A 26,836-nucleotide genomic window follows, 5' to 3' on the forward strand; every position below is an offset into this window, starting at 1 on the left:
CCCCTATAGCGAGTCACCAAGGGGTTTACAAAATTATTATACACTCTATATCTCCATAAAGATGGAGTGCATAAGGCGTTTCTTATCGTTGATACTTTCCTCCAGTGAGATCATGGTTTCGGTACGTGTCACGCCCTCTATATCATCTATTTTATAAATGATCTCTTTGGCATGACTGGTATCCTTGGCACGGATCTTACAGAAGATATTGAACTTTCCTGTGGTTACATGCGCTACCGTTACGTAAGGGATCTCACTAATTCGCTCCAGTACGAACTGGGTCTGGGAGGTCTTGTGCAGGAATACGCCCACATAGGCGATAAAAGAATACCCCAGCTTTTTGTAATCAAGGGTTAAGGAAGAGCCGGTAATGATGCCTGCTTCCTCCATTTTCTTTACTCTCACATGCACTGTTCCTGCCGAAATACCAAGTTTTTTCGCAATATCCGTAAAGGGAGTACGGGTATTTTCGATAAGCATGTCTAATATTTGATGGTCTGTATCGTCTAATTTAAATTTAGCCATACGTGTTAATTTATAGGGATATTTACCTTTATAATGATACGAAATTACTACTTATTCCCTGAATAAAATAACACGTTTCCTGAGAATTCCTCAATAATACTTATTATTTTCTCACCAATTCCCTCCTTTTTATGATAATTTAATAATACGAACCCCTTATTTCCATCGTTTTCGTAGTGGCTATACCATAGATCCAGATCACCTATAGAATCTACCACAGGTTCGAACAAAATTTTACCATTTTTTAACACTTCGGTGTATTGAATCCCTATGGAAACCACATCATCATGGCCCGAAAGGCGAACATTTCTAATGATCACGTCCTTAAAATCGACCTTATTCTCCGGAATTTTAAAATAATCCCTATGATCTGGAGTATCTGTACCCAGGCTAGTGAAGTGAAATAATTCCAGAAAAGCGTAGAAGATCAGCTCCCGGGTCTTCTCCCGCTGATAATCCCCTGGAAAATGCCCGGCTTCGAATAAAATACTGGGGACGCCCCATTTGGTGATATAATCTCCCAGGCAGTTCTCGTTAAAAGTATCACTGTAACGGCCTATGCAGCCCGGGATGAACTGCTCTAACGCCTCGCGAAGCCTAACTATATTACGCATAGCCTCCTCTCTGGCGGCTGTGACTTCCCTTGACGGGGAGGCGGCAGGCGATAAAAAGGAAACCGTTGCCGGATTACCGTCGCCGGTGCCGTAAATAGTGCGCTGATCGTGTAAATTCAGGCAGAGATCGGGTTTAAATTCTTCCAATATCTTCCTGTGGATGCGGCTTTCTTTCTGGCTTAGATCAAGCGCATCCCTGTTTAAGTCCACCTCATTGGCATTTACACGGGTATAGGCCAATGCGCCATCCGGATTTAAAATAGGGATGAATACACAGGTATATTGAGATAAAAAGATGGAAATCTCCTGTTGTAACGCTTCTTTTTGCTGAAATAATTGCAGAAAATCGAATAGCGCCTTGGTGGTAGTAGATTCGTTTCCATGCATTTGCGACCAGGCAAACACTTTTTTTTCTCCATACCCCAGGGTGACCTTATGTATAGGTAGTCCATTTTGAGAATGACCCACCACCTCAACTTTTGCAAATTTTGAAGCCGATTCCAGCAGGGGAGAAATGTGTTCATTATGAATGTACCGGCCCTCCAAAGGAGCTCGAAATAAGCGGGAATACTGTTGCTCGATTTTCATACTGTGTACAAAGGTAAACAAAGGCGTGTTTACAATTGTAAACAATAATGTGATCCTGTTTCGTATATACTTGTAAACAAAAACCTTCAGATCTGCTCCAAAGATCACCGAAAAACCGGTTGTCAATTAAATACATAATATATATTATTTATTTTCAATGTTTTATGTTATTTTATATGAAGTATATATTCAATAATATTGCTGAAGTATTTCTATTTTATTAGCTAATTTCAGCATAATAATTTACATTTGTAAACGTTTTATACAGCAGAAAGGATTTACAATGGTAAACAGTGCAGAATTCGCAAAAAGGCTTCAGAAAATACTGGATTATTACAGTATTTCGGCCACCTCTTTTTCGGAAGAGATCGAGGTGAACCGCTCCACTATTTCACACCTTTTATCGGGCCGGAATAAACCTAGCCTGGATTTTGTGATGAAGGTTATTCAGCACTACCCCGAAGTAGAATTGTATTGGTTACTCAATGGGAAAGGAAATTTTCCTTCAGAAAAAATTATAGAAAAATCTGCTCCCAAAGCACCCAAAGTTTCTCAAAGTCCTGTGGAAACGGAAAATTCTCCGGAAAAAACACCCAAATCCCCTATCCGAGACTCCGATATTGAACGAATCGTGATCTTTTACAAGGATGGAAGTTTTAAATCCTTTAAAAATTAATTTATTTATCAGGATTTTCGGAAATTTGCGGTAAATCTCAAAAATGCGCTTACTGCCCTACTTTTCACTACTCTTTCTACTGCTTTCCTGCTACGAAGTTGAACGAAACTGCAGCAATTTCAGGACCGGAACCTTTCAGTTTGAAGCTGTAAGCGGCACAGAGGTGTTTACTACACGTATAGTACGCAATGACAGCATAGAGATAGAATACTACAAGGAAAGTATAGATACGGCAGAGATCAGGTGGATAAACGATTGCGAATATGTGTTGCGCAAACTAAATCCGAAAAGTATGGCAGAGGAAAAGGCCATTCATATAAAGATCTTAACCACTAAAGACAACAGTTATACCTTCGAGTTCAATGAAGTGGGTAAATCCGGGAGAAGCAAGGCCTCGGCTACCAAAATATCCAATTAATTTCGGGCCACCTACTCTAGTAAAGTAACCAATTCCAGTGGGTTTGTTATTCTTTCTTCAGCAGCTCGTTCTGCTCTTCCATTAATCGCTCTATATTGGATAAAAGCTCAATATTCTTGGGGGTTTCCACCGCTTTATCCTTAGGATCTTCAGCCTTACTTTTAAATCGGTTCATTCCCTTTATCACAATAAAGATGGTGAGAGCGATGATTAGGAAGTCGATCATTTTTTCGATAAGCTCCCCATATCCTATCGCTACCTCTTCCATTTTACCGGAAGCCTCTCTAAGTACATATTTTCGGTTAGACAGCGTTACATCTTCTGTGAGAAGTGACAGTGGCGGCATGATCACTTTTTTTACCAGTGCGCTTACAACGCCGTTAAAGGCTGTACCGATCACAACCGCTACGGCCATATCGATCATATTTCCTTTTACGGCGAACTCCTTGAACTCCTTTATAAACTTTCTCATCTTTCTAGAATAACTTGGTTTGCCCTTCCTCGTCTATGTCGGCAGCCGGGTCATTGTCCTCATCTTTGGATGATTTCTTGTTTTCTTCTGAAGCATCTGAAGAAACCGCTTCTTCGTCCACCACATCGATCTCTTCCGCCGGAAGTGGTTTCGGAGCTTCGTACGGCAGTGGATCCATGGCGTTGATCTCTAGCACATTATCCTTGGTAAGCTGATTTCCAAGCGCACTAATGCCTTTTACAGCGATAAACTCCTCCAGGTTCACCTCCATGTTCGGCTTGCGATCCTTACCTCGCTCCTTCACAAATACCACTTCGGCCATTGGGCGATGATCGGTAAATATCTTTTCCAGGTAGGATTTAGGGTGGTCTGAAATGATCAATTCTTCCTTATCGGGATTATCGATCAGGAATCGTTTTACGTAGAATAACTCTTTCTCACCCTCCCAGTATATCGCCGAAATTGGCTTCTTTGGCTCCCATTTCTCAAGGATGATCATATCATCGTCAAAATGCATGGTTACCTCTGGGATGGCTGTTTTTACCGTTCCGTTTTGTCGCACTATCAATAATCTGTCTTCCTTGGTGAATTCCCCCAGCAGCTCTCCGCGTCCGTCCACATTGAGACGCTGTATGGTCTCATCGAACCAGATCTTACGTGGTTTTAGCGTTGATAACCCCTTCTCCTTAAGCTCTACGCGTTTTACCGTGTACTTGGTGACTATATTTCCTTTGGAAGCTCTGCCTTTTACGAGTATATCGGCAAAATCGAGATCCCATTTAAGTTTCTTAATGCTGCCGGATTGCCTTAGTAAGATGGTTACAACCTCCGCTTCCCCATTTGGATTAGCCGTGAAGTACAACACCTTGGAGCCTTTACTTCCTGCGGTGAGATCATATTCCTTGTCGCGGGTGATAGAGGTAACCGCAAATCGTTTCACATAGGTGGCCCCTCTTGCCCCATCCTTGTAGATCATATTGTAAATGGTACGGCTGTCTTTCTTCTTGAACACCGCCACATGTATGATCCCTTTACCTACAAAGGTCTTGGCATCCACTTTGGTCACCATCATGGTTCCGTCTTGTGTGAACACTATAATATCGTCTATATCACTACAATCGGTCACGTATTCGTCGCGACGAAGGCTGGTACCTATAAAACCTTCCTCCCGATTTACATACAATTTCGTATTGCGTATAACTACCTTGGTGGCCTCGATATCGTCGAACATCCTTATTTCTGTCTTGCGCTCCTTTCCGGCTCCATACTCCTTCTTCAAACGCTTAAAATAGTCGATAGCGTAGGTGATAAGATTATTCAAGTGATTCTTTACTTCAGCTATGCTATCTTCCAACGCATCAATCTTTTGCTGCGCTTTGTCTATATCGAATTTTGAAATACGCTTAATTCGGATCTCGGTTAACCTTACTATATCTTCTTCGGTAATCGCGCGCTTAAGATGTTTTATATGAGGCTTTAATCCTTTATCGATGGCGGCAATAACACCTTCCCAGGTTTCTTCTTCTTCTATATCGCGGTATATCCTGTTTTCTATAAAGATCCTTTCCAGGGAAGCGAAATGCCATTGCTCTTCTAGTTCGGAAAGTTTTATCTCGAGCTCGCTTTTCAGCAGTTCTACCGTTCGGTCTGTGGATCGTCTAAGCATCTCGGCAACCCCTATAAACAGGGGTTTGTTGTCTTCTATCACACATCCCAGAGGAGATATAGACGTCTCACAACTAGTAAACGCATACAGGGCATCTATGGTCTTATCCGGCGAGATACCGCTGGGGATGTGTATCAGGATCTCCACCTCGGCAGCTGTATTATCTTCTATCTTCTTGATCTTGATCTTCCCTTTGTCATTGGCTTTCAGGATAGAATCTATAAGGGATGAAGTGGTAGCGCCATAAGGTATCTCGGTGATCACCAAGGTGTTCTTATCCTCCTGGTTGATCCTTGCCCTACTTCTAATCTTTCCACCTCTAAGGCCATCGTTATAATTAGTGGCATCCATGATACCGCCCGTTGGAAAATCTGGTACCAACTGAAATCGCTTCCCCTGCAAATGCTTTACAGAGGCGTCGATGAGTTCGATGAAATTGTGTGGTAATATCTTTGTAGAGAGTCCTACAGCTATTCCTTCCGCTCCTTGTGCTAAAAGCATGGGGAACATTACCGGTAGATTGATGGGTTCTTTTCGTCTGCCATCGTAAGACGCCTGCCATTCGGTTATCTTGGGGTTGTATACTACATCTAGCGCAAACTTAGACAGGCGGGCTTCGATATACCTGGAAGCTGCGGCCCTGTCGCCCGTAAGGATATTCCCCCAGTTTCCCTGGGTGTCGATTAGCAGGTCTTTCTGTCCTATCTGCACCATGGCGTCTGCAATACTGGCATCACCGTGGGGGTGATATTGCATGGTATGCCCAACGATGTTGGCGACCTTGTTATAGCGCCCATCGTCAAGATCCTTCATAGAGTGCATGATCCTGCGTTGCACAGGCTTAAATCCATCCTCTATGGCTGGTACGGCCCTTTCCAGGATCACATAGGAAGCGTAATCCAGAAACCAGTCGCGATACATACCGGTTACCCGGGTTATGGTCTCACCCGTGTCGCCATCGGGCATATCCATTGGATGTCCCGGCTCGTCGTTAAGTTCTTCTTCGTTAGTTGGGTCTTCGATCATCTCTTACTCTTCCACTTTGTCCAGTTCCACCTTCAAATTATTAATGATAAATTCCTGCCGGTCCGGCGTGTTCTTACCCATATAAAAACTCAGCATTTCTTCTATGCTCATCGATTTGTCCAGCATTACAGGATCTAATCTCATATCGTCCCCGATAAAATGTTGGAATTCATCGGGTGATATCTCACCAAGCCCTTTAAATCGGGTGATCTCGGGCTTTGGTTTTAATTTTTCTATCGCATCTATGCGTTCCTGCTCCGAATAGCAATAAATGGTCTCCTTCTTATTCCGCACCCGGAACAATGGTGTTTGCAGTATATATAAATGCCCTTCCTTGATAAGCTCCGGGAAGAACTGCAGGAAGAAGGTAATTAGCAGTAAACGAATATGCATCCCATCTACGTCGGCATCGGTGGCGATCACGATATTGTTATAACGAAGGTCTTCTATAGACTCTTCTATGTTGAGCGCTGCCTGCAGTAAATTGAATTCCTCGTTCTCATACACCACCTTCTTGGACATGCCGTAGCTGTTTAGCGGCTTCCCACGCAGCGAAAAAACTGCCTGGGTGTTCACGTCCCTGCTCTTGGTGATACTTCCGCTGGCGGAGTCTCCCTCGGTGATGAAAAGAGTGGTATCCAGGCGCTGGTCCTTCTTCATGTCCCCCAGGTGCACGCGACAATCGCGTAATTTCTTATTGTGTAAACTGGCTTTTTTGGCTCGCTCACGTGCCAGTTTTCTAATCCCGCTAAGTTCCTTCCGTTCCTTTTCGGCCATCATGATCTTTCGCTGGATCTTATCGGCAACTTCGGGGTTCTTGTGCAGGTAATTATCGAGCTGGGTCTTTACAAAATCGTTGATGTAGGTTCTAACCGTAGGCAGGTCTCCACCCATCTCGGTGGATCCCAGTTTGGTTTTGGTCTGACTCTCAAACACCGGCTCCATCACTTTAATGCTAATGGCCGCTACGATAGATTTACGCACGTCGCTGGCATCGTAGTTCTTTCCGTAGAATTCGCGTATGGTCTTTACAATACTCTCCCGGAAAGCCGCCTGGTGTGTTCCTCCCTGGGTAGTGTTCTGCCCATTCACAAAGCTGTGATACTCTTCGCTATACTGGGTTTTATGGTGCGTGAGGGCAACTTCAATATCATCACCCTTCAGATGGATGACGGGATATAACATGTCGTCAACAGACATATTATCTTCCAGCAGGTCTTTTAGACCATTTTCTGAATAGAACTTTTCTCCGTTGAAATCTATGGTAAGGCCCGGATTGAGGTACACGTAATTCCGAAGCATCTTCGCCACATATTCGGTACGGTACTTATAATGCTTGAAGATACCTTCATCCGGGACAAAGATCACTTTGGTCCCTTTGCGTTTTGAGGAATCTTCCAAATCCGAATCCTTCTTCAGTTCTCCCAGCTCGAATTCGGCGGTCTTCAATTTTCCGTCGCGCACAGATTCTACCCTGAAATACGAAGACAGAGCATTCACGGCTTTCGTACCTACACCGTTCAGACCAACAGATTTCTTGAACGCCCGGGTATCGTACTTACCACCGGTGTTCATCTTCGAAACCACATCCACTACTTTCCCAAGAGGGATTCCTCTACCGTAGTCACGAACTTTAACCTCCTTGTCCTTGATCCTGATCTCGATGGTCTTACCTGCTCCCATCACAAACTCATCGATACAGTTATCGATCACCTCTTTCAGAAGAATATATATACCATCATCAGGAGAAGAACCATCACCAAGCTTCCCGATATACATTCCGGGACGCATTCTAATATGCTCCTTCCAATCCAACGATCGGATATTCTCTTCGGTATATTGGGTTTGAGACATTTTTTTACTGAATAAGCCCTAAATATAGGGTTTCACAGAGAAAATGCGAACCGAATACAGGGAAAGTAATTAACAATTATACGGGCTTATTGTTAGTAATTTTTCTGAAGTAAATTGCAATAAATCTCAGGCTTTGCTGTAAGAAAAAACAGCTGCTTTGTTACCCTATTTAAGATACTGAAATGCAAGAAGTTCGGCGCCCGAAAATCGAGCCCTATACGTTATGCCTGAAATGGATCACATCCCCATCCTGTACTACGTATTCCTTACCTTCCACCCCCATTTTCCCGGCTTCCTTTACCTTGGCTTCACTACCGTAGGAGACATAATCTTCGTATTTGATCACCTCAGCCCGGATAAAGCCCTTCTCAAAGTCGGAATGGATCACTCCAGCCGCCTGGGGCGCTGTGGCTCCCACCGGGATGGTCCATGCACGGACTTCCTTTTTTCCGGCTGTGAAATAGGTGTGTAAATTAAGTAAGGAGTACGCACCTCGTATCAGTTTTGCCGATCCGGGTTCTTCCAATCCCAGGTCTTCAAGGAACATTTGTCTTTCCTCGAAGGTGTCCAGTTCGGTGATATCTGCTTCGGTACCTACAGCAAGTACCAGCACTTCTGCTTTTTCATTGGCCACAGCAGCTTTCACTGCGTCCACATAGGCGTTACCGTTTGCAGCAGATTCTTCGTCCACATTACACACATACATTACAGGTTTATCTGTGATAAGTTGCATACGGTTTATATATTCTTCCCTTTCGGCATCGGTTAATTCGATCCCACGAACCGATCTCCCGGCTTCAAGGCCTTGTTTTACTTTGGTAAGTGCCGCTACTTCCTTCTGGGCTTCTTTATCTCCTGTCTTGGCAGCCCGTGCTACTTTATCGATGCGTTTTTCGACGGTTTCCAGGTCTTTTAACTGAAGTTCTATATCGATGGTTTCCTTATCCCTCACCGGATCCACACTACCGTCTACATGCACCACATTGTCGTTATCGAAACACCTGAGAACATGCAGGATAGCATCGGTCTCCCTGATATTTCCAAGGAACTGGTTCCCCAGCCCTTCTCCTTTACTTGCACCTTTTACCAGTCCGGCAATATCCACGATCTCCACCGTGGCCGGTAACACTCTTTCCGGGTTTACCAGCTCTTCAAGCTTCACCAACCTGGGGTCTGGTACGTTTACCACCCCAATATTGGGTTCGATGGTACAAAAAGGGAAATTGGCACTTTGTGCCTTGGCATTCGATAAACAATTGAACAAGGTCGATTTTCCTACGTTCGGTAATCCTACAATTCCTGCTTTCATATGTGGCTTTTATAGCGGTTGCAAATATACATTTTCATCGGTGAAAAAGAAGCAAAGTTCTACATTGGGTTTTATAACTTATTTTATGAAGAATTGAATGCTTTGTAGTAACTTTATAGCTATAACTTCACAAACTTCAGAAGATGAAAAAAATTACGCTATTAGGCATGTTATTTAGCTTGTGCTTTAGCATAGGCCATGCGCAGGAGAACATGACTATCAAAGAAGAAACCACGGTAAAACGCGTGGTGAAGAAGGAAGGCAGCACCGTTGTAGTGCAGGAAGTGGAAGCCACCACTTCTGAAAAAGGCGCGGTTATAGTAGCCGATAACGAGGAAGAGAACCAGGTATTCAGTGAAAAAAGTGCGGTGGAGGACAAGGAAAAAGTGGTGCTGGACGAAACTGCTTTAGACGAAAAGAATGAGGCTATGATCGCTGCCCGCAAAAAAGCTCAGGAAGAGGAATTGAAGCGATCTATCGAAGAAGCCAAGGCAAAAGCGGCTGCAGAGCGTAAAAAACTGGAAGAACAGGAGGCGGCCCGACTAAAAGCCGTCGAGGAAAATAAAAAGCAACTCGAAAAAAGAGGTAAGGGCGTTGGGAAACTCACCAAAAAGAAAAAGGGAAACTAAAGTAATTCTTTGTAAATGGTAAGACGATAGGCCTGGTGATTGATAAGGTCGTTGTGTTTACCCCCGTCCACCGTTACAAAACTGCGCTGTTCTAACGGCAAAGTCTTGTAGAGTTTTTCGCCAAATTCGAAGGGGACAACCCCGTCATCTGTGCCGTGAATGATCACTATCCTGCATTTTACATCATCCGTAAAATAGGCCACCGGGAAGTCGTATTTCAATAATTTTATGGGAAGATATGGTACCTTCTCCTGCACCAGCTTCCTGAAATCGTAAAAGGGAGTTTCGAGGATGAGCTTTTTGGGTTTGTTCTTGGACGCCACATAGGCGGCCATAGCTGTTCCCAGAGACCTTCCGTACACAATTATATTGCCTTCGGGAAATAATTCTTTAGCCTTGTTGTAAAAGAGCTGCGCGTCGCTATAAAGGGCTTTTTCCGATAGTTTACCGGTACTTTTTCCATAGGTGCGATAGTCCATCACCAATACTTCGTAATTGAACTGCAAGAAATATGAAGTGACTTTCCCCCAGCGTGACAGGTCGCCGGCATTGCCGTGATAATAAACAATGATCCCTCTTGGGTTCTCCTGCTTAAAATGAAGGGCATTTAAACGGGCACCATCCTCGGTATCTATAAACAGCTCTTCGAAATCGTGATCGAAATCGTACACGTATTCCTGTGGCAATTTTGAGGGTAAGAAAATAAATTTTTCCTGAAGTAAATAGGCTCCCATAATCACTATAACAGCTGCAGCCAGTATGAATAAAAATACTCTCTTTAGCGTTTTCATTTTATTTTTTCACTGAATGTTGTACTCCAATGCTCGTTGTTTCGAGGTCGATTTCCTGATCGACAAAATTAATAATCTCGCCCAACATTTTATGATAGGATTCGAAATTATTGAGATTTTTATGCCCACCCCCTATTACCGGATACAAACGGGTGCGCTGCGGGTTGATCTTCGATAGTTTAACACTGGACTTAAAAGGTATGAGCTTATCGTTGGTGCCATGTATGATATGGATGGGACAGTTTACGTATTTTATCCACTTGTAGGTGGGCATGGGATATTTAAGGATAAGCGACAAGGGCATGAACGGCATATAGCGACCGGTAACTTTGGCCAGGCTGTAATAGGGTGCATCCAGAATAAGCATCCTGGGATTGTTCATGGAAGCGAGTTTAGTAGCAAATCCCGAACCCAGGGAGCGGCCGTATAAAATGATGTATTGCTCCGGTACTCGTTCCCGCATTTTGTTATAAATCAACTGCAGGTCATGCTTGATTGCTTTTTGTGAGCGTTTCCCTATGCTTTTTCCAAAGCCGCGGTAATCTACCATGAACACATCGAAACCATGACGCGTGAAATCGACCGCGAATTTCCCCCAGCCCTTGATACTCTTGGAGTTCCCTTTGAGGTAAAGAACTATACCACGTGGATTCTCCGTCTTAAAATGCAGGCCGTTCAGGCTCGCTCCATCACGGGTCTCGAGGTTGTATTCTTCCACCTCCTGGTTCTCGTAATAGAACTGAAATTCCTTCGGAAGCTTCTCCGGCTTGAATAAAAAGTAATCTTGCAAATAGTAGAGCGCCACACTAATTGCAATATAGATCCCCAATATCCAGATAAGTGTATGTAACCAAACTGGCATGATACTAAAGTACAATTTTCTGTATTTACTGTTTAATTAGATGTGAATAGTGAGAAGAAACTCTATTTTATCTAAAAAAGTCGGAGACAGAAAATAAAAATCAAATAACAAGCACCAAATCACAAATAAATTCCAACTTCCAAGTACCAAATCACAAATAAAATTTAAGATTCAATTAGTCAAAATTGAACTTTGTTAATTGACCATTATTTGTTTTTTGAAAATTGTGATTTGTGAGTTTTGAAAAGTGGGTTGTGATTATTTCGGGTTTTGATACAGGGCTCTTACCATTTCATCGAAGAATCTCTTTCAGAAAATTTAAAAAAATCGCGGTATACAAATTCCACATTTCCAACGTTATAAATAAATAGCCTCGCAAAAAACCTCATATGAAATCGCTTCTGCTTTTCTTAATACTGCTGCTAAGTTCTGCAAACGCAGGCTGCCAGGAATCTTATACAGAGCAGATGTCCGTCAGTACCGAGCACCCGGGAACTCTTATTACGGTTAATAAACAGTACCCAAACAGCCCAATAGACGGCTACAATCTCTATGTTCCCAATTCCTGTAACCAGGATTCTAAAAAGTATCCTGTCCTGATATTCCTCCAGGGAGGCCGGGGTGTAAGTGGCAATGTAGATCGTGTGCTGCAATGGGGACTCCCCTATCTTATCTTAAACGACAATTCCCTGGATACCGAACTGGACAAATTACAACGAGATACTTTTATTGTGATCATGCCGCATATACGCAATGGCGAATTCTTCGACGGGGAACAAGCTATGCGCGACATTATTTCGGAGGTGATTAAAAGGACCAATGCCGACTCCAAACGAATTTATCTCACCGGACTTAGCCGTGGTGGCTATGGGTTACCCACAATACGGGCGATGAAATAGTGAGCTACGAAGCCTCCCAACGGATCGTCGATCGGCTAAAGCGTGAACAGGATGTGAATTTCCACACCACCTCAACAATCGCAAAGGCCAACTATATGCAATGGGATCATATTTTTACAAGTGGCAAAAGCGATAGCCATGATGCCTGGACGGAGATGTATTCTAATGCGAATTTCTATAAATGGCTGCTTCGACATGAGAAATAATTTTCAGAAAAAAATTAACAAATCTGTAACATTGTTAAAAAAACACACTCTTTATAACATACTAATAACCTATCGAGCATGAAGAACCTACTTTATTTCCTCCTTCTGGCTACGGCTTCACTATTCATGTCCTCATGCAACATGAATAACAACAGTATTGAGTCTGCAGAAGGATTATGGCAATCACTGGGCTATGGACGTATTTTCCAGATCGAAAAGGATCACTACACCTATTACGAGCATGCGGATAGCATTTGTTCCCCTACGGATTCGGGCATGCTAACCGATTTTGAAGGGGCATTTAAAGTGAAGAACGACACGCTTACCGTTACCGTGGGTTACGATGTATTCTATTTTAAACGAATTCCTGCCCTACCGTCGCTGTGCAGTACGGATAATTCCACCGAGAGCGCCGAAAATACCGGCTATAATTTCAATGCCAGCTTAGAAAGTACTTCCGAACATCAGGCGGCGGGCATGGGAATTTTATAGGAACTTAATAGCTTCGTTCTTAGCTCAAAGTTTTCCTCCCCTTTGCGAGGCTGGGTTATACGGAGCGAAAAATTCTGTATCTTTATAATGATTTCTCCCCTATAGCACACTGATTTTCAGTGAACTTATGGGGATTTTTTTTCATGATCCGGCCATCCCTGCCCAAACCTAATTATTATACCAGTATGGAATGTTCAAACATTATGGAAGCAGCCTTAGAACGAGGCAACATAGGGAGTAAACTATTTAAAGGCTCTTCGGAAAAGGAGTTAGTGACAGACCTCCAGCGAGTACTCTTCGAACTAGGATTCAGAAGGGAACTGAAATGGGATAGCTATAACGCCGATGGTGATTACGGTAAAGCAACTGCCACCGCTGTGGCCTCCTTTGCAAGAAAGAACGGAATTCAGACAAATGGTGAAAAGGTAGACGACGCTTTGGCCAGGATCATCTTGCAGCGTCACGATTTCCTGCCCGAAATGTATGTGCTCTGGGACATTAGTGAGGGTGATCTCCGTACGCGTAAATTTATCTCTAAAGGAACCCGTACCAGTATTTCGGCCATACAGGTATTGCTCAATACCCTGGGCTACGGACAGCAACTCAACTTTGCAAAATTTGGCGCCGATGGGCTTTATGGAAGCAACACCCGTAAAGCCCTGGTGAAATACGCTGCCGACAATGGGGTGATCTCTGATGGTGACTGGCTTTCCCGCCCCCTTATCGATATTATGCTAAAAGATATTAACGTGTTTTATGGTAATAGCTGGAAGGATCTTGCCGCTCAAAATCTGCCAGGCAGGGGTTCGCCACTAATCCTATTTGAAGGTTCCCGATTCCAGGGGAAACCATGCCGTGCAGACATACAATTCCTCCCACGCCTGAAACAGATCAACAAGCACGCCGAAGCTGCCAATGTGTTTATCCACGTGACCAGCTCTTTCCGCACCTCCACCAATGTAAATGGCGCCATCGTTCCCCCGGCTACCTTTTCGAACCACCTGGCAGGACACGGTATCGATATGAACGTGGTCTATGATGATGGAAAATGGGCCAACTCTTCCGTATTGAGAAAATATCCCAATGTCCCCGGGCCGGTACGGCAATTTTTAAAAGCTATTATCGACGATCCGGATCTGCGCTGGGGAGGATTATTTAACACCAAAGACCCGGTACATATAGACGACCACCTGAATAAGGATCGCGACCAATGGAAAAAACGGTATAAGGCCATGCAGAAGGCGGTGCAATTGGGGGGCAATTAGGGATTAGGATTAGTGATTAGTTGAAATGTTTATAACTCTGCTTTAAAAACATATTAAAAATTGCCCCACGAGTGGATGGATTTTTTAATTTTAATATGTCGTTGTAACTCGTAAATATATTTAGATTAATAGCATCAGTAAAACTAACATTTGTCCCAAGTACTAGTTTCGCTCCAACAATAGTCTTTACGGTTATAACGCATTAACACTTAAGAGGTATGGTGATAATCATTGCACAGCATTCATACATGCAGCTTTCTCACTCAATTAAAAACCAGTTAGAATGATTCCAGAATGTTCAGACATCAGGGTAAGAGCAGAACTATAAAACATAATCTGCGTATCGCGACCGTGTTGTCTTTTGTGGCGGGTATCGTAATTGTGACAGGGTTTTTATCGATCAAACAACTTACTACAAATGTGACCGGTCATTTTGCTTTATTTATTAACGATGTAGCAAATTTGGAGTTCTGGAGAGGAACAATTTATTTTCTGTACATTTTCTCTTTTCTTATAGGATCTTTCTTTTCCAGCTTTCTCATCGAAATTTTCAGGAAAAACAAAAAACTCAATGTTTATTTCATTCCTATACTAATCGAGTGCCTTATTTTAATTACCATCGCTTTGCTAAGCAATGTAGTGGAGATCACCTATCCCGATCTAATAGCCTGTTCTTTGCTATTTGCAATGGGCTTGCAAAACTCCCTGGTGACTAAAATTTCCAGTGCTATTGTTAGAACGACCCATTTAACCGGACTTTTTACAGATCTGGGAATAGAAGTATCTCAATTGTTCTTCCCTAAGATGCATCCCAATCGTAACGCGTTAATATCGACAATTAAGCTGCGTATTTATATTATATTGTTCTTTTTCGCCGGCGGCTTAATGGGAGGCCTTTTTTATTCTAAATTCGACTTTAAATTAAACACCTTGATCATTGCTGCCCTAATCTTACTTATGAGTTTATTTTATGACGATATGAGATATAATTTAATAAAAACCAAGAGAAAATATCATCAAAGAAAAACTGCGAGATATTAAATAAATTTTCCACCCTATGAAAACATTATCCTATTCAACCACTATTAACAAGCCCCAGGAGTACGTCTTCAATAAATTAATGGACAAAAGTGTCTACGCCGATTGGGCAAAGGCCTGGGGAGAAGGCATGACCTACGAAGGCGAATGGAAAGAAGGAGGCTATATGTCGTTTTTCGATAATTCCCGGGGAGGAACAAAGGTGGTGTTCGAGGTATTTAAACCACATGAATACGTCAAGGCGAAACATATTGCCATGGTAAATCCGCAGAATATTGAAGTTGAACTTACCGATGAAATGATGCAGAAGTGGATCGGTTCGTTGGAAGAATACAACTTTAGAAAGCTGAACGACAACCAAACCAAACTGGAGGTCACCATGACAGTAGATGAGGCATTCCAGCCAATGTTCGACGGCGCCTGGCCCAAGGCATTAGGCTATTTTAAAGATATTTGTGAATCTTAAATAGGAAAGAATTCTTAAAATATTTAGCCTCATTAATCAAATTATTTACTTCACCATACGGGATTAATTTTTTTACCTGAAAGATTGAAAAGTTGGCAAAAGAAATAGGCTTTTATTGTTCGCTATAATTAAACCGTTTATAGGCCGGAAATAGTCAATACAAAACTTATCTGTGTAAGGCAATTACAGGAGTATTGGATAGAGGCCCCAGGTTTACGATCCACGAGTGCTTGAGTCTGCATTTCCTCCAAAAATCGGGTTTACGATCCATAAGACAAATGATATGATATGGATGATCGGCAACATAGTTCTTTAACTCGTGTGCATTATTAATATATTCAATCATCACAGGATCTCCACTCCACATATTCATTTGCAAATCCAGCATTTTAAGGTATGTCCTTTGTTTTACGGTCATTTGATTTTTTTCTGAAAGTGCTATGATCTTTACACTCCCATTTACAATTTTTACCAGTTCATACCATTTTTCAATTTCATTTTTAGGAAGTTCAGATTTGAATTTTGAAACCAGAAGGAATTTCGAATTTTCGTGTATTTCGACACTGGACGGAATTAACATAACAGGGCATTCTCGTATGTTATCTATAATTCCTTTATAATTACGGGAATACCTTTGGATTCTCCCATCATTATAGTCTTTTCCAGGTAATACTAACAGATCGATTTTAAGATCAATTATGTATTTTTTCATACCCTCTATCAGCATTCCGCATTCGGATATAGCGCGAAATATGTGTTTTCCATTTCCTTTGTTCGCAGCATACCGTTGAATTACCTTACCCAGTGTATTTGCAGAAGCGATCTTAGGTTTTTCAAACCAATCGTCTTCTGCCTGTAGCAGATCAATTGCTTTTAGTCCATCCACGTCGTAATTGTACATGTTCAAAAAATAAAATTCACACGATTCGTTTCTAAAAAAATTTACGGCATAATCTATAGCATGATAACTATCAAGGTCAAGGTCGATTGGAATAAGTATTTTTTTCATAATTAGTTGATTTATCTGCGATGGTACATACTTAGTTTATGGTAAATCCTTTTTCTTATTTCTACGAACTCTAGGACGAAGGAGTCCAGACCCGACCGCTTTTTCTCATGTAATTTCGCCCTGGAAAGATCGTATTTCAACTTTCCATATTCATATTCTGTATTAAGCTCTTTTTCATAGGAACAGAGCAAACCCATCAGCAACGTATTTTTTCTTCGCAACGCCTGAAGATTATGCCCGATCGCACTGTCTTTAATTAACTGTTTATCGATTATCTTTAGATAATTGATCTCCTCATTTACCCTTTCCAACGTATCGATCCAACCGGTCAATTCGATTAGATCCTTTTTGATGCATAGTCGTCTATGTGCATCTAAACTATATGATTGTTCTATTTCCAACAGCTGTGTTGTTATGATGTGGGTTTCAGATTAATTAAATTAGATCGTACTTTATAAAAGAACTCATCTTTTAATCTTCTGTATTTTTCAAGATGATACAAATAACTCCTTCTATAGCTCTCATGCTCGTACACATAGGCCATATCACACTGCGTATCTTCACACTCGTGAATATTACCTCTTGTATTTAGATAATTTCGAAGCGTCTGCAGTAATGTGTCATTTTCATTATATTTTTTTTGAAAACTCTGTAAGAACCTTGCATACTCCAATTCCTGCCCTTTCCTGTCTTTTGATAAACTTATCAAGTGGTTCAGTTCCTTTTTGATATAGTTTAAATGAGAGATCCAATTGGCTAGTTCCATGGAGTTGATCTTATGCATAACATCTGTTTCTGTATCATGAGAATAGATCTCTGTAAATGATGTGTTCATGAATAATGCTTTAAACTGGTATCTTATTTTTCTTCTGTTGATTGTCCTGAGTAACAGTAACAATTCTAATCTTCTGCTTTCCGGATGGGAAATCCCATTCAATAGTATCGCCTTCCGAATAGCCAAAAAGAGCCGCACCCATAGGAGTTAAAATGGATATTTTATCCTGCTTGGTATTTTTTTCGGAAGGGATAACCAGTTGAAGGGTTCTCTCCCAACCAGATTCCGAAAAAACCATAATTCTGCTATTGAAACGAATTACATCCGCAGGTATATCTTTCTCATCCACAATTTGGGCATTCTTTAATTCCTCGCTCAATCGATTTAACGATTTTTGTGTTTCAAAATCTCCGGCATATCCCGAGATGTTGAGAAGGCGTTTCAAATAGACATATTCCTTCTTTTCCAATATTAAACTTCCGTACTTCATATTGTCGTGATTTAAATAAGTTATTATGGAAATATTCCACGCTGTATATAAGCTTTCTCAATTCTTCTGATGGCGATACAATAGGCTGCAGTTCGAAGGTCCAACCCTTCATTTTCTGCATATTGATACACCTTATTGAATGATTCTCTTATTTTTTTATCGAGCTTGGCCATTACCTCATCCAAATGCCACAATTCGCCATTTCGATTTTGTAACCATTCGAAATAGCTGCCTACCACACCCCCCGAATTACATAAGATGTCCGGTAAAATGGTTTTACCTTTGTTTAAAAGAATCTTTTCACCTTCAACACTCGTTGGTCCATTTGCACCTTCTGCAATGAGATCAGCTTTAATAATCGAAGCATTCTCTTTCGTTATCTGATTACCCAGGGCAGCAGGAATACAGATATCACACTCTGTAGCAAAGAATTTTTCGTTATCAAGATCGAAGGCGCCGTGAAATCCGGAAATACTGCCCATGTTTACCTTGGCGTAGTTGTATAAATCTTCAACATCAATACCGTTTGTACTTCTTATACTTCCGGAGGCATCCTGCACGGCTACCAATTTGGCACCTTCTTTTTCCATGAAATGTGATGCCCAATAGCCTACGTTACCAAATCCCTGAACGATAAATTTCTTACCTATTAATGATTTGTTGTTCTTCTCAGCCCAGAACTTGATATTTAAAAACACTCCATATCCTGTTGCCCTATCACGCCCTTCGAGTCCTCCGCTGCCATCGGGTTTGCCAGTAACCACATGCTGATTTGCAGATCGTTCTGCCGGTGGACGTGTACTCATATAAGTGTCTGCTATCCAGGCCATGGTTTGACTGTTTGTATTTACATCTGGCGCAGGTATATCGTGTTCCGGACCTATATTATCTGCCAAAGCAAAGGTGAATCTACGTGTAATTCGTTCCAACTCGCTTTGCGAATACTTTGAAGGGTCAAGTTGGATACCGCCCTTAGCACCCCCATAAGGTAATCCCGCTAAAGAGGTTTTCCAGGTCATCCACATAGCCAAAGCTCTTGCTGCATCAATATCAACGGTTGGGTGATAGCGCAATCCTCCTTTGTATGGTCCCAAAGCATTGTTATGTTGCACCCTATACCCTGTAAATATTTCAACTTCCCCATTATCCATTTTTACAGGAAAACTTACCATGATCTCATTGTTGGTAATACTTAAAATTTTCCTGATATTGGGATGAATCTCAATGTGATCTGCAGCACTGTAAAACTGCTCCATTACATTATTCATCATACCTTTTAAAGGAATTTTCTTTTTTTGGCTTGATGTTTCGTTAGACACGTTATTTATATCTGCTGTGATTGTTGTCATAATTATTCACCGTTTTACACGGATTTTTTTAATTGTTGGGTTTTATTTAAATGACGCTTGGTAATTCTTAGTTTATAATATCCATTGATGAGATATACATTTCTTATTATATTTTTAGTTAAGCCACCACCATTTCCTGCGATTCGTTTTTTAGTTGCGGGATGTTCTGTGGTGAAGTAGATTTAGATATGGCCTCTTCGTACTCACTACAGGACCATACGTCGCTCTTATTATGTGTGATCACACAATAGGCATTGTGGATGCAGGAAGGGCAAATATTAAAAGAGTTTGATTTCATAGTACATAGTTATCGTTTACTGTACTGAAGGCAATATATATGCCACTGGATGTGCCAGAAATTTAATAAAACAATGAAGCCCTTATATCATAAGGGCTAGCACATTATTAGATATGTAGAAGTAAAATCAGGTGTCGGGGAATATTTACCCGATCGGGGTAAATTGTTCCGGTTGTATTATAATATTATTCTGAAAGTTTTTGCCTAATCGTCTTGCGATCAATGCCAAGGATTTCTGCGGCTTTGGTCTTATTATTGCCTGTGGCATTCAACACTTTTCGAATGTATCTTTTCTCGATTTCTTTCAATGGAGGTAATTCACCCTTCGGAAAATCTATACTGTACTTTAAAGTGTCGGGAAGATGCGCCACTCCAATCTCTTTGTCACACATAATAACTGCTCGCTGAATTACATTTTCAAGCTCTCGTATGTTACCAGGCCAATCGTATCTTTGTAGAATTCTGGATGCCTCAGGGCTAATTTTTATAAATCGATCTTTGTATTCCACCCCATATTTAAAGAGAAATTTATCCACCAGTAAGGCGATATCCTGTTTGCGTTCCCTTAAGGGAGGTACACTAATCTCGACCACAGTAAGACGGTAATACAGGTCCTCTCTAAAGGCATCTTTACTTATCATTTCCTTTAAATTGGAATTAGTTGCTGTAATGATGCGTACATCAATCTTCTCTGCTTTTTGGGCTCCAACTTTTACTACCTCTTTTTCCTGCAGTACACGTAATAATCGAGTTTGAACAGCTTTTGATGCATTACCAATTTCATCAAGAAATATGGTACCGCCATTGGCAGCCTGAAAAAACCCTACCCTTTCCTTCTCTGCACCTGTAAAGGCACCCTTGGTGTATCCAAAAAGTTCAGACTCAAGTAGATTTTCCGGAATACCACCGCAATTTACCGAGATAAAAGGCGCTCTTGAAAATTTACCTTGGTAGTGAATGGCTCGTGCCACGAGTTCCTTTCCTGTACCACTTTCACCTTTAATGAATATGGTGGCTTTGTTATCTTTCACTCGTTCGATGATTTGGATAACATCAATTATTTTTTCAGAATTTCCAATGATCTCACCATAACTATTGTCTTTCGCACCTATAACATCGGCCTTTTTATCATGACTGTTTTTCGAGGATACGGAATTATTTGAGCTACCCACGCCATGATCCATTGATTTATCTATAGCAGTTTTAAGTTCTTCCTTTGTAAATGGTTTGGTTAGATAATCAACTACACCGGATTTCATTGCTACCAGCGAATCCTGTACGGACGGATAGCCAGTAATTACAAGTTTCGGCATATGTGGATAGTGTTCCGAAACGAATTTTATTAACTCTGTACCATCAATTTCGGGCATCTTTAGATCGGTGATGAGTAAACCTATATTGGTATCTCGCAGGATCTGTACTGCTTCTTTAACGGAAACAGCTTTATAAGTATGATAATTCCAGGAATGAAGATGACGCTGTAAAAGTTCCAAAATGTGAATATCATCATCCACAATTAATATATTTTCCTTTTTAAACTGCATTTGCGATAATTGATATTAAGATTTTGGAAGAGTAACTATGAATGTAGCTCCCGCTCCCCTATTATTGCTTACCGTTATACTTCCCTTATGGCTTGCTACAATTCCATGGACTACACTCAATCCCAGACCTGAACCCTCTCCTGTTGGTTTCGTACTAAAAAATGGCTGAAATACCTTGTCCATCGCTTCACGAGATAAACCGCTGCCTTCGTCGCTAATCTTCAAAATTATATTTGTGTTGGATTCTGAAGCGTCTATGGTAACTTTTCCATTATTCGGGGAAAAATAAATGGCATTTATTACCAGGTTAAATATGATCTGGGTGAGCTGAATAGTGTCGGCTTTAAGAAAGAGTTCATCTTCTTGTATGTTCACAACGCACTTCACATTCGCCTTCTTGAAAGAAGCATCTAATAATGCTAAGGCGCTCTTGATACTGCTCACCAAATTTATCTCTTTCATCTCGTTAGGCATCTCGCAAGCAAAAAACATTAGTTTTTTAACTACCTCCCGTGAGAAAATAGCATTGTCTATAATTTTGTCCAAATCAGCAACTTTATCCTTTTCATCATTCAGATCGTCTTTCAGCAATTCGGCAAAACCAAGAATATTGGCCAGTGGAGTGTTGAGCTCGTGGGCAATACCTGCAGTAATTTCCCCTAAAATAGAAAGTCGGTCCGTATGTTCCATTTGCCGTTTCAGAGAGTTTTCACTCTGCTGAATCTCAATGCGTTCTAGAAGATTGCCAATCTTTAATGCCACACTATCCAGCAACTGATTCTCTTCTTTTAAAAATGAGCTTTTATCGTCTTTTAAAGTTGCAATAATAGTTCCATCGGTTTTATTAAATACTTTAATTTCTGATGTTAAATTCAGTTTTTCGTTGATCATTCCTGTTTTATATGAACCCCTTGACGTAAATATGCCAATTTCGGTATCATTTTGAAACTGAAACGCCTTCTTCAAACTTAAGGCGATTGCCTTTAATGTCTCTTGCATCTGTCCAACATCTGTGTTTACAATAATCGACGAGATGTCGTAGAGACATGTAAGTTCTTTTATTCGCTCCTTTAATATATCTTCTGTGCTGTTCATTTTAGCGTATTTCGATACAGGAATAAATTTTCTTCCCATCTAATTAATCGGCAATCGCCCTTAGAATCTCAATCCATTTCTATTTACTAAAAATAACCATTAAATATTTGCCCTTATCACGAAATTATTTTCTCAACTAAAAAAATGGCCCGTTACCGGGCCATTTTCATTTTCTTTTTCATAAAATATTCTCCCATTCTCTAGCTCAGGTCAAATCTGTCCAGGTTCATTACCTTGGTCCATGCCGCCACGAAGTCGTTTAAGAATTTATCCCCGGCATCTTCGCAGGCATACACTTCGGCTATAGCTCTTAACTCAGTATTTGAGCCAAAGATCAAGTCGGCACGAGTAGCGGTCCATTTAAAATCACCGGTCGCTCTGTCTTTTCCTTCAAAAACCTTGTGATCTTCGGTATAAGCTCGCCATTGCGTACCCATATCCAGTAAATTCACGAAGAAATCGTTTGTAAGAGCTTCTTTTCTTTGTGTAAACACCCCGTGGTCTGAGTTGTCGAAATTAGTACCTAATACCCGCATACCTCCCAATAACACGGTCATTTCAGGGGCAGTAAGTGTGAGTAACTGAGCGCGATCTACCAACATTTCTTCTTCCGAAGACTGGTGTTCACCACTCGAATAATTTCGGAATCCATCGGCTAAGGGTTCCAAAGCCTCGAAAGATTCTACGTCGGTCTGTTCCTCGGTCGCATCTGTGCGTCCTGGCGTGAAAGCAACCTTTATATCCTTCCCTGCATTTTTTGCAGCCTGCTCTATTCCCGCATTTCCTGCAAGAACGATGAGATCCGCCAGGGAAATTCGCTTATTCCCGCTTTGGCTACTGTTGAATTCCTTCTGAATTCGCTCCAGCGTATCCAATACATTAGCCAGTTGCTCGGGATTATTCACCTTCCAGTTCTTCTGAGGCTCCAAGCGAATACGTGCTCCATTGGCACCCCCACGCTTATCCGATCCACGGAATGTGGAAGCAGATGCCCAGGCAGTAGAAACCAATTGAGATACTGTTAATCCCGAAGCCAGGATGTTTGCTTTAAGTTGTGCCACGTCCTCGTTGTTCACCAGTTCGTGGTCAACCGCTGGCACTGGATCCTGCCAGATCAACTCTTCCGAAGGAACTTCAGGTCCCAGATAACGGCTTATCGGACCCATATCCCGGTGCGTTAATTTATACCACGCTTTAGCAAAGGCATCGGCAAACTCATCCGGATTCTCATAAAAGTGTCTCGCAATCGGTTCGTAGATAGGGTCCATTTTAAGAGCCATATCGGCCGTTGTCATCATTAGCGCTTGCTTTTTACTCGCATTCCCTGCTCTTGGTGCCATCTTTGCATTCGAATTGGCAGTGGGTGTCCATTGATGGGCTCCTGCCGGACTTTTTGTAAGTTCCCACTCATACCCAAAGAGTACTTCGAAGTATTCATTGTTCCACTCTGTAGGGCTAGGTGTCCAGGCTCCTTCTATTCCACTTGTTATCGTATCGTCCAGCACACCACTTCCGAAGGTATTCTTCCAACCCAAACTTTGTTCTTCAATACTCGCTCCGGCTGGTTCCCTGCCTACATATTTTTCTGGATCGGCAGCACCATGAGCCTTTCCAAAGGTATGTCCTCCCGCTACCAGGGCTACGGTTTCATAATCGTTCATCGCCATCCGTCCAAAGGTCTCGCGAATATCCTTGGCAGACTTTAACGGGTCTGGGTTTCCATTCGGGCCTTCAGGATTTACATATATAAGTCCCATCTGAACCGCTCCAAGGGTATTCTCAAGTTCGCGGTCGCCGGTATAACGCTTGTCGCCCAGCCATTCGGTTTCAGCTCCCCAGTAAATATCTTCTTCAGGTTGCCAAACATCTTCACGTCCCCCTGCGAATCCGTAAGTTTCCAGTCCCATGGATTCGATAGCACAATTCCCTGCCAAAACCAACAGGTCTGCCCATGAGATCTTTTTCCCATATTTCTTCTTGATCGGCCAAAGGAGCATGCGTGCCTTGTCCAGGTTCCCGTTATCCGGCCAACTGTTCAAAGGGGCGAATCGTTGCGAGCCTGAACCGGCTCCTCCACGACCATCTGCTATCCGGTAGGTTCCGGCGCTATGCCATGCCATCCGAATGAAGAAAGGACCGTAGTGCCCGTAATCTGCCGGCCACCAATCCTGCGAATTTGTCATAAGATCGTATAAGTCTTGCTTAACGGCTTTCAGATCCAACTTCTTGAATTCCTCCGCATAGTTAAAATCTTCTCCCATTGGGTCTGCCAAACTAGAATGCTGGCGCAGGATATTCAAATTTAACATATTGGGCCACCAGTCGCGATTTGAGGTACCACCACCGGCACTGTACTTTAATGTACCGCCCAGGAAAGGGCATTTTCCTTCCGAATTGATGTTATAAATTGTTCCTTCTGAAGCGTTTTTATCTGTTCTGTTATCCATGAGGTTGTTATTTAATTTTGGAACATAAATTTACGATTTTCCCGGGTCATTTTTAGCTGTTTTAATATGTAAGTTTTATTCGATCATTGAATCCGTTTATGATACTTCGTTTTGCAAGACTATTCCCAGCTATTCCTTTCATTTTACGTATCTTATTCGCGTAAATTTAACCCGCCATACCTATTTGTTAATGAGAGTTTTCCTCATATTATCATTCCTTTCTTTCACCCTTTCTATAGTCGCCCAGGAGACCTCCTATATTACTGTGGACGCACAGCGTTATGGCACAGATCCTACACACAATCTAGTGGTGTGGTGCCCGGGAGAGCAGTATTTGGATGGTTTAAAAAACAACAAGGTAGAATCCATTCTATTTGGAGAAATATCTTTTATGAGCAACGCTTTTAACTATTCCAATATCTACAATGCTATTCCAATCTTAAATGAGAAGGATTCATACCAGCTCTATCCTACCCCACTTGCGCTGTTAAAAATATTTTCTAAAGATTCCATCCCGGATGAGCCTAAGATTATGGCCCAAATTTCCATGGCCTTTACCGATACTCTAACAACACATTATATTGGGATCGAACTACGCGGCAACAGCGCCTTGCGTTATCCCAAAAAGTCGTTCGACCTGGAGTTTCGCGAGAACGAGACCTCCCAGATCTCGGTAGATGTAAAGATGGGGGATATGCGAAATGATGACGACTGGATCCTCAATAGTCTCTATAACGAGCCACTAAGGCTTCGCTCCTATTTCAGTAATAATCTATGGCTGGAAGTAAGAAACTCATCAAAAGAGAAAACCACAAAAACCGGACAAGCAGGAATAAAAGCACGCTTTGTGGAAGTCTTCCTCAATAAACGCTATCAGGGTATTTACTTAATTTCCGAACAGGTAGACAGGAAACTACTAAAACTCGAAAAATTTGAGAACAACCTTGTAAGGGGTGAACTCTTTAAAGCTGGTAGTTACTTAGATGGCTGCGCATTTATTAGCGCCCCACCTTTCAACAATAATCTGCCTCATTGGGCAGGGTTCGAAATGGAGTACCCCTACGAAGACTATACCTCACATTGGGACGATCTCGCAAAGTTTATATCGTTTGTAAGTGTAGCGAATAACAAAAAGTTCAATAAGGAGATTGAAGAAAAGCTTGATCTGGATAACGCCATAGACTATTTTCTCTTTATAAACCTATTAAGGGCCACCGATAACATGGGAAAGAACTACTTCCTGGCTCGGCAGGATGCGGGTACTCCTTATTATTTTATTCCCTGGGATCTCGATGGAGTTCTGGGAAGTATACAGGATGGAAAACGTATCCCTACTACCAATGATATATTGAGTAATGGATTATTTGACCGACTCTGGAAGAACAACCCTGCAAACTATAGGAAGAAGGTGCGTGAACGCTGGCTCGAGCTTCGTTTGGATGTATACAGCGAACGGAAATTAATAACTAAGATCACCGACACCTACAACATGCTGGATTCTTTGGGTATTTACGAACGAGAAGATCTGGTATGGAATACGCAGACGGATCATGAGGAAGAACTGCAATATATCAGGTCCTGGTTAAAAAATAGGCTGGAATTTCTGGATACGTATTTTAGTGAGGAGTAGATTCCTTAGTCGTGGTGCATAAAAGCCTGTTTGGCAAGGAGGGTTTCCTCACTCTCAACATGGTCGTCATCCGGTACACAGCAATCCACCGGGCAAACCGCAGCACATTGCGGTTCCTCGTGAAATCCTTTACATTCGGTACATTTATCCGGGACTATATAGTAGATCTCGTCACTTACAGGTTCCTGAACCTCTTCAGCATTTACAGCTTTTCCATTGGGTAAAACCACATTCCCGCTAAGGTCTGTACCATCGGCATAACGCCAGTCATCAGCACCCTCATAAATGGCCGTATTCGGGCATTCCGGCTCGCAGGCACCGCAATTGATACATTCGTCTGTGATTATAATTGCCATAGCATTTCTTTTTCTAACTTTGCGCAAATTTACGGCCTGCAAAGGGG

General features: G+C 41.9%; 28 protein-coding genes. 10 read left to right on the plus strand and 18 right to left on the minus strand.

Going from position 1 to position 26,836, the window contains the following annotated elements; translation table 11 throughout:
* Positions 1-45 precede the first annotated feature (45 nt).
* Positions 46-525 carry an Lrp/AsnC family transcriptional regulator gene (locus tag C5O00_RS13170; protein ID WP_105217292.1) on the minus strand — a complete coding sequence of 160 codons (480 nt, stop codon included), beginning with the start codon at positions 523-525 and terminating at the stop codon, positions 46-48.
* A 47-nt stretch (positions 526-572) separates the two neighbouring features.
* Positions 573-1,853 (minus strand): M14 family zinc carboxypeptidase, encoded by a 1,281-nt coding sequence (locus tag C5O00_RS13175; protein ID WP_105217293.1) that lies wholly within the window; start codon positions 1,851-1,853, stop codon positions 573-575.
* A 157-nt stretch (positions 1,854-2,010) separates the two neighbouring features.
* Between C5O00_RS13175 and C5O00_RS13180 the strand changes: the two genes are divergently transcribed.
* Both C5O00_RS13180 and C5O00_RS13185 read left to right on the plus strand, forming a co-directional pair.
* Positions 2,011-2,403, plus strand: a complete 393-nt coding sequence (locus C5O00_RS13180) for a helix-turn-helix transcriptional regulator (RefSeq protein ID WP_105217294.1) — start codon at positions 2,011-2,013, stop codon at positions 2,401-2,403.
* 43 nt (positions 2,404-2,446) lie between these two features.
* Positions 2,447-2,821, plus strand: coding sequence for a DNA topoisomerase IV (locus C5O00_RS13185; RefSeq protein WP_105217295.1), 375 nt, complete (start codon positions 2,447-2,449; stop codon positions 2,819-2,821).
* A 46-nt stretch (positions 2,822-2,867) separates the two neighbouring features.
* Here C5O00_RS13185 and mscL read toward each other — a convergent pair whose 3' ends face one another.
* The 4 genes from mscL to ychF form a co-directional block, all read right to left on the minus strand.
* Positions 2,868-3,293 carry a large-conductance mechanosensitive channel protein MscL gene (mscL, locus tag C5O00_RS13190; RefSeq protein ID WP_105217296.1) on the minus strand — a complete coding sequence of 142 codons (426 nt, stop codon included), beginning with the start codon at positions 3,291-3,293 and terminating at the stop codon, positions 2,868-2,870.
* 4 nt (positions 3,294-3,297) lie between these two features.
* Positions 3,298-5,985, minus strand: coding sequence for a DNA gyrase/topoisomerase IV subunit A (locus C5O00_RS13195; protein WP_105217297.1), 2,688 nt, complete (start codon positions 5,983-5,985; stop codon positions 3,298-3,300).
* A gap of 3 nt (positions 5,986-5,988) precedes the next feature.
* Entirely contained in the window at positions 5,989-7,839 is a 1,851-nt protein-coding gene (locus C5O00_RS13200) for a DNA topoisomerase IV subunit B (protein ID WP_105217298.1), read from the minus strand.
* Between the two features lie 214 nt (positions 7,840-8,053).
* On the minus strand, positions 8,054-9,148 hold the full coding sequence (gene ychF / locus C5O00_RS13205) for a redox-regulated ATPase YchF (protein WP_105217299.1): 1,095 nt from the start codon (positions 9,146-9,148) through the stop codon (positions 8,054-8,056).
* A gap of 143 nt (positions 9,149-9,291) precedes the next feature.
* On the opposite strand from ychF, the gene C5O00_RS13210 reads away from it, so the two are divergent.
* Positions 9,292-9,777 carry a hypothetical protein gene (locus C5O00_RS13210; protein ID WP_158676867.1) on the plus strand — a complete coding sequence of 162 codons (486 nt, stop codon included), beginning with the start codon at positions 9,292-9,294 and terminating at the stop codon, positions 9,775-9,777.
* Here C5O00_RS13210 and C5O00_RS13215 read toward each other — a convergent pair.
* Both C5O00_RS13215 and C5O00_RS13220 read right to left on the minus strand, forming a co-directional pair.
* Positions 9,774-10,568: an alpha/beta hydrolase gene (locus C5O00_RS13215; protein WP_105217301.1), complete on the minus strand. Its 795-nt coding sequence runs from the start codon at positions 10,566-10,568 to the stop codon at positions 9,774-9,776. The genes C5O00_RS13210 and C5O00_RS13215 overlap by 4 nt on opposite strands.
* A 1-nt stretch (position 10,569) precedes the next feature.
* Positions 10,570-11,430: an alpha/beta hydrolase gene (locus tag C5O00_RS13220; protein ID WP_105217302.1), complete on the minus strand. Its 861-nt coding sequence runs from the start codon at positions 11,428-11,430 to the stop codon at positions 10,570-10,572.
* A gap of 389 nt (positions 11,431-11,819) precedes the next feature.
* Between C5O00_RS13220 and C5O00_RS13225 the strand changes: the two genes are divergently transcribed.
* The 6 genes from C5O00_RS13225 to C5O00_RS13245 all read left to right on the plus strand — a co-directional run bounded on the left by C5O00_RS13225 (position 11,820) and on the right by C5O00_RS13245 (position 15,796).
* Positions 11,820-12,329: an alpha/beta hydrolase family protein gene (locus tag C5O00_RS13225; RefSeq protein ID WP_105217303.1), complete on the plus strand. Its 510-nt coding sequence runs from the start codon at positions 11,820-11,822 to the stop codon at positions 12,327-12,329.
* On the plus strand, positions 12,329-12,535 hold the full coding sequence (locus C5O00_RS14535; protein WP_158676868.1) for an alpha/beta hydrolase family protein: 207 nt from the start codon (positions 12,329-12,331) through the stop codon (positions 12,533-12,535). Before C5O00_RS13225 ends, C5O00_RS14535 begins: the two co-directional genes overlap by 1 nt.
* A 78-nt stretch (positions 12,536-12,613) precedes the next feature.
* The gene (locus C5O00_RS13230; RefSeq protein WP_105217304.1) at positions 12,614-13,027 is read left to right on the plus strand and encodes a hypothetical protein; all 414 of its coding nucleotides are present in this window, start codon (positions 12,614-12,616) and stop codon (positions 13,025-13,027) included.
* Positions 13,028-13,230: 203 nt separating this feature from the next.
* A complete protein-coding gene (locus C5O00_RS13235) occupies positions 13,231-14,292 on the plus strand; it encodes a peptidoglycan-binding domain-containing protein (RefSeq protein WP_158676869.1) in 1,062 nt (353 codons plus the stop codon).
* Positions 14,293-14,586: 294 nt separating this feature from the next.
* The gene (locus C5O00_RS13240; protein WP_105217306.1) at positions 14,587-15,333 is read left to right on the plus strand and encodes a YoaK family protein; all 747 of its coding nucleotides are present in this window, start codon (positions 14,587-14,589) and stop codon (positions 15,331-15,333) included.
* Positions 15,334-15,349: 16 nt separating this feature from the next.
* Positions 15,350-15,796 (plus strand): SRPBCC family protein, encoded by a 447-nt coding sequence (locus C5O00_RS13245; protein WP_105217307.1) that lies wholly within the window; start codon positions 15,350-15,352, stop codon positions 15,794-15,796.
* 166 nt (positions 15,797-15,962) lie between these two features.
* On the opposite strand, the gene C5O00_RS13250 is transcribed toward C5O00_RS13245, so the two are convergent.
* The 9 genes from C5O00_RS13250 to katG form a co-directional block, all read right to left on the minus strand.
* Complete coding sequence (locus C5O00_RS13250; RefSeq protein ID WP_105217308.1) at positions 15,963-16,805, minus strand: universal stress protein; 843 nt, start codon at positions 16,803-16,805, stop codon at positions 15,963-15,965.
* An 11-nt stretch (positions 16,806-16,816) separates the two neighbouring features.
* Complete coding sequence (locus tag C5O00_RS13255; protein WP_105217309.1) at positions 16,817-17,206, minus strand: hypothetical protein; 390 nt, start codon at positions 17,204-17,206, stop codon at positions 16,817-16,819.
* Between the two features lie 11 nt (positions 17,207-17,217).
* A complete protein-coding gene (locus C5O00_RS13260; protein WP_105217310.1) occupies positions 17,218-17,640 on the minus strand; it encodes a hypothetical protein in 423 nt (140 codons plus the stop codon).
* 10 nt (positions 17,641-17,650) lie between these two features.
* A complete protein-coding gene (locus C5O00_RS13265) occupies positions 17,651-18,070 on the minus strand; it encodes a GreA/GreB family elongation factor (protein WP_105217311.1) in 420 nt (139 codons plus the stop codon).
* Positions 18,071-18,093: 23 nt separating this feature from the next.
* Positions 18,094-19,419 carry a Glu/Leu/Phe/Val family dehydrogenase gene (locus C5O00_RS13270; RefSeq protein WP_105217312.1) on the minus strand — a complete coding sequence of 442 codons (1,326 nt, stop codon included), beginning with the start codon at positions 19,417-19,419 and terminating at the stop codon, positions 18,094-18,096.
* A gap of 118 nt (positions 19,420-19,537) precedes the next feature.
* Positions 19,538-19,717 carry a hypothetical protein gene (locus C5O00_RS14540; RefSeq protein WP_158676870.1) on the minus strand — a complete coding sequence of 60 codons (180 nt, stop codon included), beginning with the start codon at positions 19,715-19,717 and terminating at the stop codon, positions 19,538-19,540.
* Positions 19,718-19,902: 185 nt separating this feature from the next.
* The gene (locus C5O00_RS13275; protein ID WP_105217313.1) at positions 19,903-21,261 is read right to left on the minus strand and encodes a sigma-54-dependent transcriptional regulator; all 1,359 of its coding nucleotides are present in this window, start codon (positions 21,259-21,261) and stop codon (positions 19,903-19,905) included.
* A 15-nt stretch (positions 21,262-21,276) separates the two neighbouring features.
* On the minus strand, positions 21,277-22,356 hold the full coding sequence (locus tag C5O00_RS13280) for a sensor histidine kinase (protein ID WP_105217684.1): 1,080 nt from the start codon (positions 22,354-22,356) through the stop codon (positions 21,277-21,279).
* Between the two features lie 200 nt (positions 22,357-22,556).
* Positions 22,557-24,803 (minus strand): catalase/peroxidase HPI, encoded by a 2,247-nt coding sequence (katG, locus tag C5O00_RS13285; protein WP_105217314.1) that lies wholly within the window; start codon positions 24,801-24,803, stop codon positions 22,557-22,559.
* Between the two features lie 190 nt (positions 24,804-24,993).
* On the opposite strand from katG, the gene C5O00_RS13290 reads away from it, so the two are divergent.
* Positions 24,994-26,433 (plus strand): CotH kinase family protein, encoded by a 1,440-nt coding sequence (locus tag C5O00_RS13290; RefSeq protein WP_105217315.1) that lies wholly within the window; start codon positions 24,994-24,996, stop codon positions 26,431-26,433.
* A gap of 5 nt (positions 26,434-26,438) precedes the next feature.
* Here C5O00_RS13290 and C5O00_RS13295 read toward each other — a convergent pair whose 3' ends face one another.
* Positions 26,439-26,789 carry a 4Fe-4S dicluster domain-containing protein gene (locus C5O00_RS13295; protein WP_105217316.1) on the minus strand — a complete coding sequence of 117 codons (351 nt, stop codon included), beginning with the start codon at positions 26,787-26,789 and terminating at the stop codon, positions 26,439-26,441.
* Between the last annotated feature and the right edge of the window lie 47 nt (positions 26,790-26,836).

The organism is Pukyongia salina, assembly GCF_002966125.1.
Lineage (GTDB): Bacteria > Bacteroidota > Bacteroidia > Flavobacteriales > Flavobacteriaceae > Pukyongia > Pukyongia salina.

Bases quoted from the DNA above. Each gene is read 5' to 3' on its own strand.
- C5O00_RS13230 (WP_105217304.1), top strand. From the start codon at position 12,614: ATGAAGAACCTACTTTATTTCCTCCTTCTGGCTACGGCTTCACTATTC.
- C5O00_RS13200 (WP_105217298.1), bottom strand. From the start codon at position 7,839: ATGTCTCAAACCCAATATACCGAAGAGAATATCCGATCGTTGGATTGG.
- C5O00_RS13250 (WP_105217308.1), bottom strand. From the start codon at position 16,805: ATGAAAAAAATACTTATTCCAATCGACCTTGACCTTGATAGTTATCAT.
- C5O00_RS13245 (WP_105217307.1), top strand. From the start codon at position 15,350: ATGAAAACATTATCCTATTCAACCACTATTAACAAGCCCCAGGAGTAC.
- C5O00_RS14540 (WP_158676870.1), bottom strand. From the start codon at position 19,717: ATGAAATCAAACTCTTTTAATATTTGCCCTTCCTGCATCCACAATGCC.
- C5O00_RS13215 (WP_105217301.1), bottom strand. From the start codon at position 10,568: ATGAAAACGCTAAAGAGAGTATTTTTATTCATACTGGCTGCAGCTGTT.
- C5O00_RS13210 (WP_158676867.1), top strand. From the start codon at position 9,292: ATGAAAAAAATTACGCTATTAGGCATGTTATTTAGCTTGTGCTTTAGC.
- C5O00_RS13295 (WP_105217316.1), bottom strand. From the start codon at position 26,789: ATGGCAATTATAATCACAGACGAATGTATCAATTGCGGTGCCTGCGAG.
- C5O00_RS13170 (WP_105217292.1), bottom strand. From the start codon at position 525: ATGGCTAAATTTAAATTAGACGATACAGACCATCAAATATTAGACATG.
- C5O00_RS13220 (WP_105217302.1), bottom strand. From the start codon at position 11,430: ATGCCAGTTTGGTTACATACACTTATCTGGATATTGGGGATCTATATT.
- katG (WP_105217314.1), bottom strand. From the start codon at position 24,803: ATGGATAACAGAACAGATAAAAACGCTTCAGAAGGAACAATTTATAAC.
- C5O00_RS13195 (WP_105217297.1), bottom strand. From the start codon at position 5,985: ATGATCGAAGACCCAACTAACGAAGAAGAACTTAACGACGAGCCGGGA.
- C5O00_RS13280 (WP_105217684.1), bottom strand. From the start codon at position 22,356: ATGAACAGCACAGAAGATATATTAAAGGAGCGAATAAAAGAACTTACA.
- C5O00_RS13265 (WP_105217311.1), bottom strand. From the start codon at position 18,070: ATGAAGTACGGAAGTTTAATATTGGAAAAGAAGGAATATGTCTATTTG.
- C5O00_RS13235 (WP_158676869.1), top strand. From the start codon at position 13,231: ATGGAAGCAGCCTTAGAACGAGGCAACATAGGGAGTAAACTATTTAAA.
- C5O00_RS13290 (WP_105217315.1), top strand. From the start codon at position 24,994: ATGAGAGTTTTCCTCATATTATCATTCCTTTCTTTCACCCTTTCTATA.
- mscL (WP_105217296.1), bottom strand. From the start codon at position 3,293: ATGAGAAAGTTTATAAAGGAGTTCAAGGAGTTCGCCGTAAAAGGAAAT.
- C5O00_RS13180 (WP_105217294.1), top strand. From the start codon at position 2,011: ATGGTAAACAGTGCAGAATTCGCAAAAAGGCTTCAGAAAATACTGGAT.
- ychF (WP_105217299.1), bottom strand. From the start codon at position 9,148: ATGAAAGCAGGAATTGTAGGATTACCGAACGTAGGAAAATCGACCTTG.
- C5O00_RS13270 (WP_105217312.1), bottom strand. From the start codon at position 19,419: ATGACAACAATCACAGCAGATATAAATAACGTGTCTAACGAAACATCA.
- C5O00_RS13260 (WP_105217310.1), bottom strand. From the start codon at position 17,640: ATGAACACATCATTTACAGAGATCTATTCTCATGATACAGAAACAGAT.
- C5O00_RS13185 (WP_105217295.1), top strand. From the start codon at position 2,447: ATGCGCTTACTGCCCTACTTTTCACTACTCTTTCTACTGCTTTCCTGC.
- C5O00_RS13240 (WP_105217306.1), top strand. From the start codon at position 14,587: ATGTTCAGACATCAGGGTAAGAGCAGAACTATAAAACATAATCTGCGT.
- C5O00_RS13225 (WP_105217303.1), top strand. From the start codon at position 11,820: ATGAAATCGCTTCTGCTTTTCTTAATACTGCTGCTAAGTTCTGCAAAC.
- C5O00_RS13275 (WP_105217313.1), bottom strand. From the start codon at position 21,261: ATGCAGTTTAAAAAGGAAAATATATTAATTGTGGATGATGATATTCAC.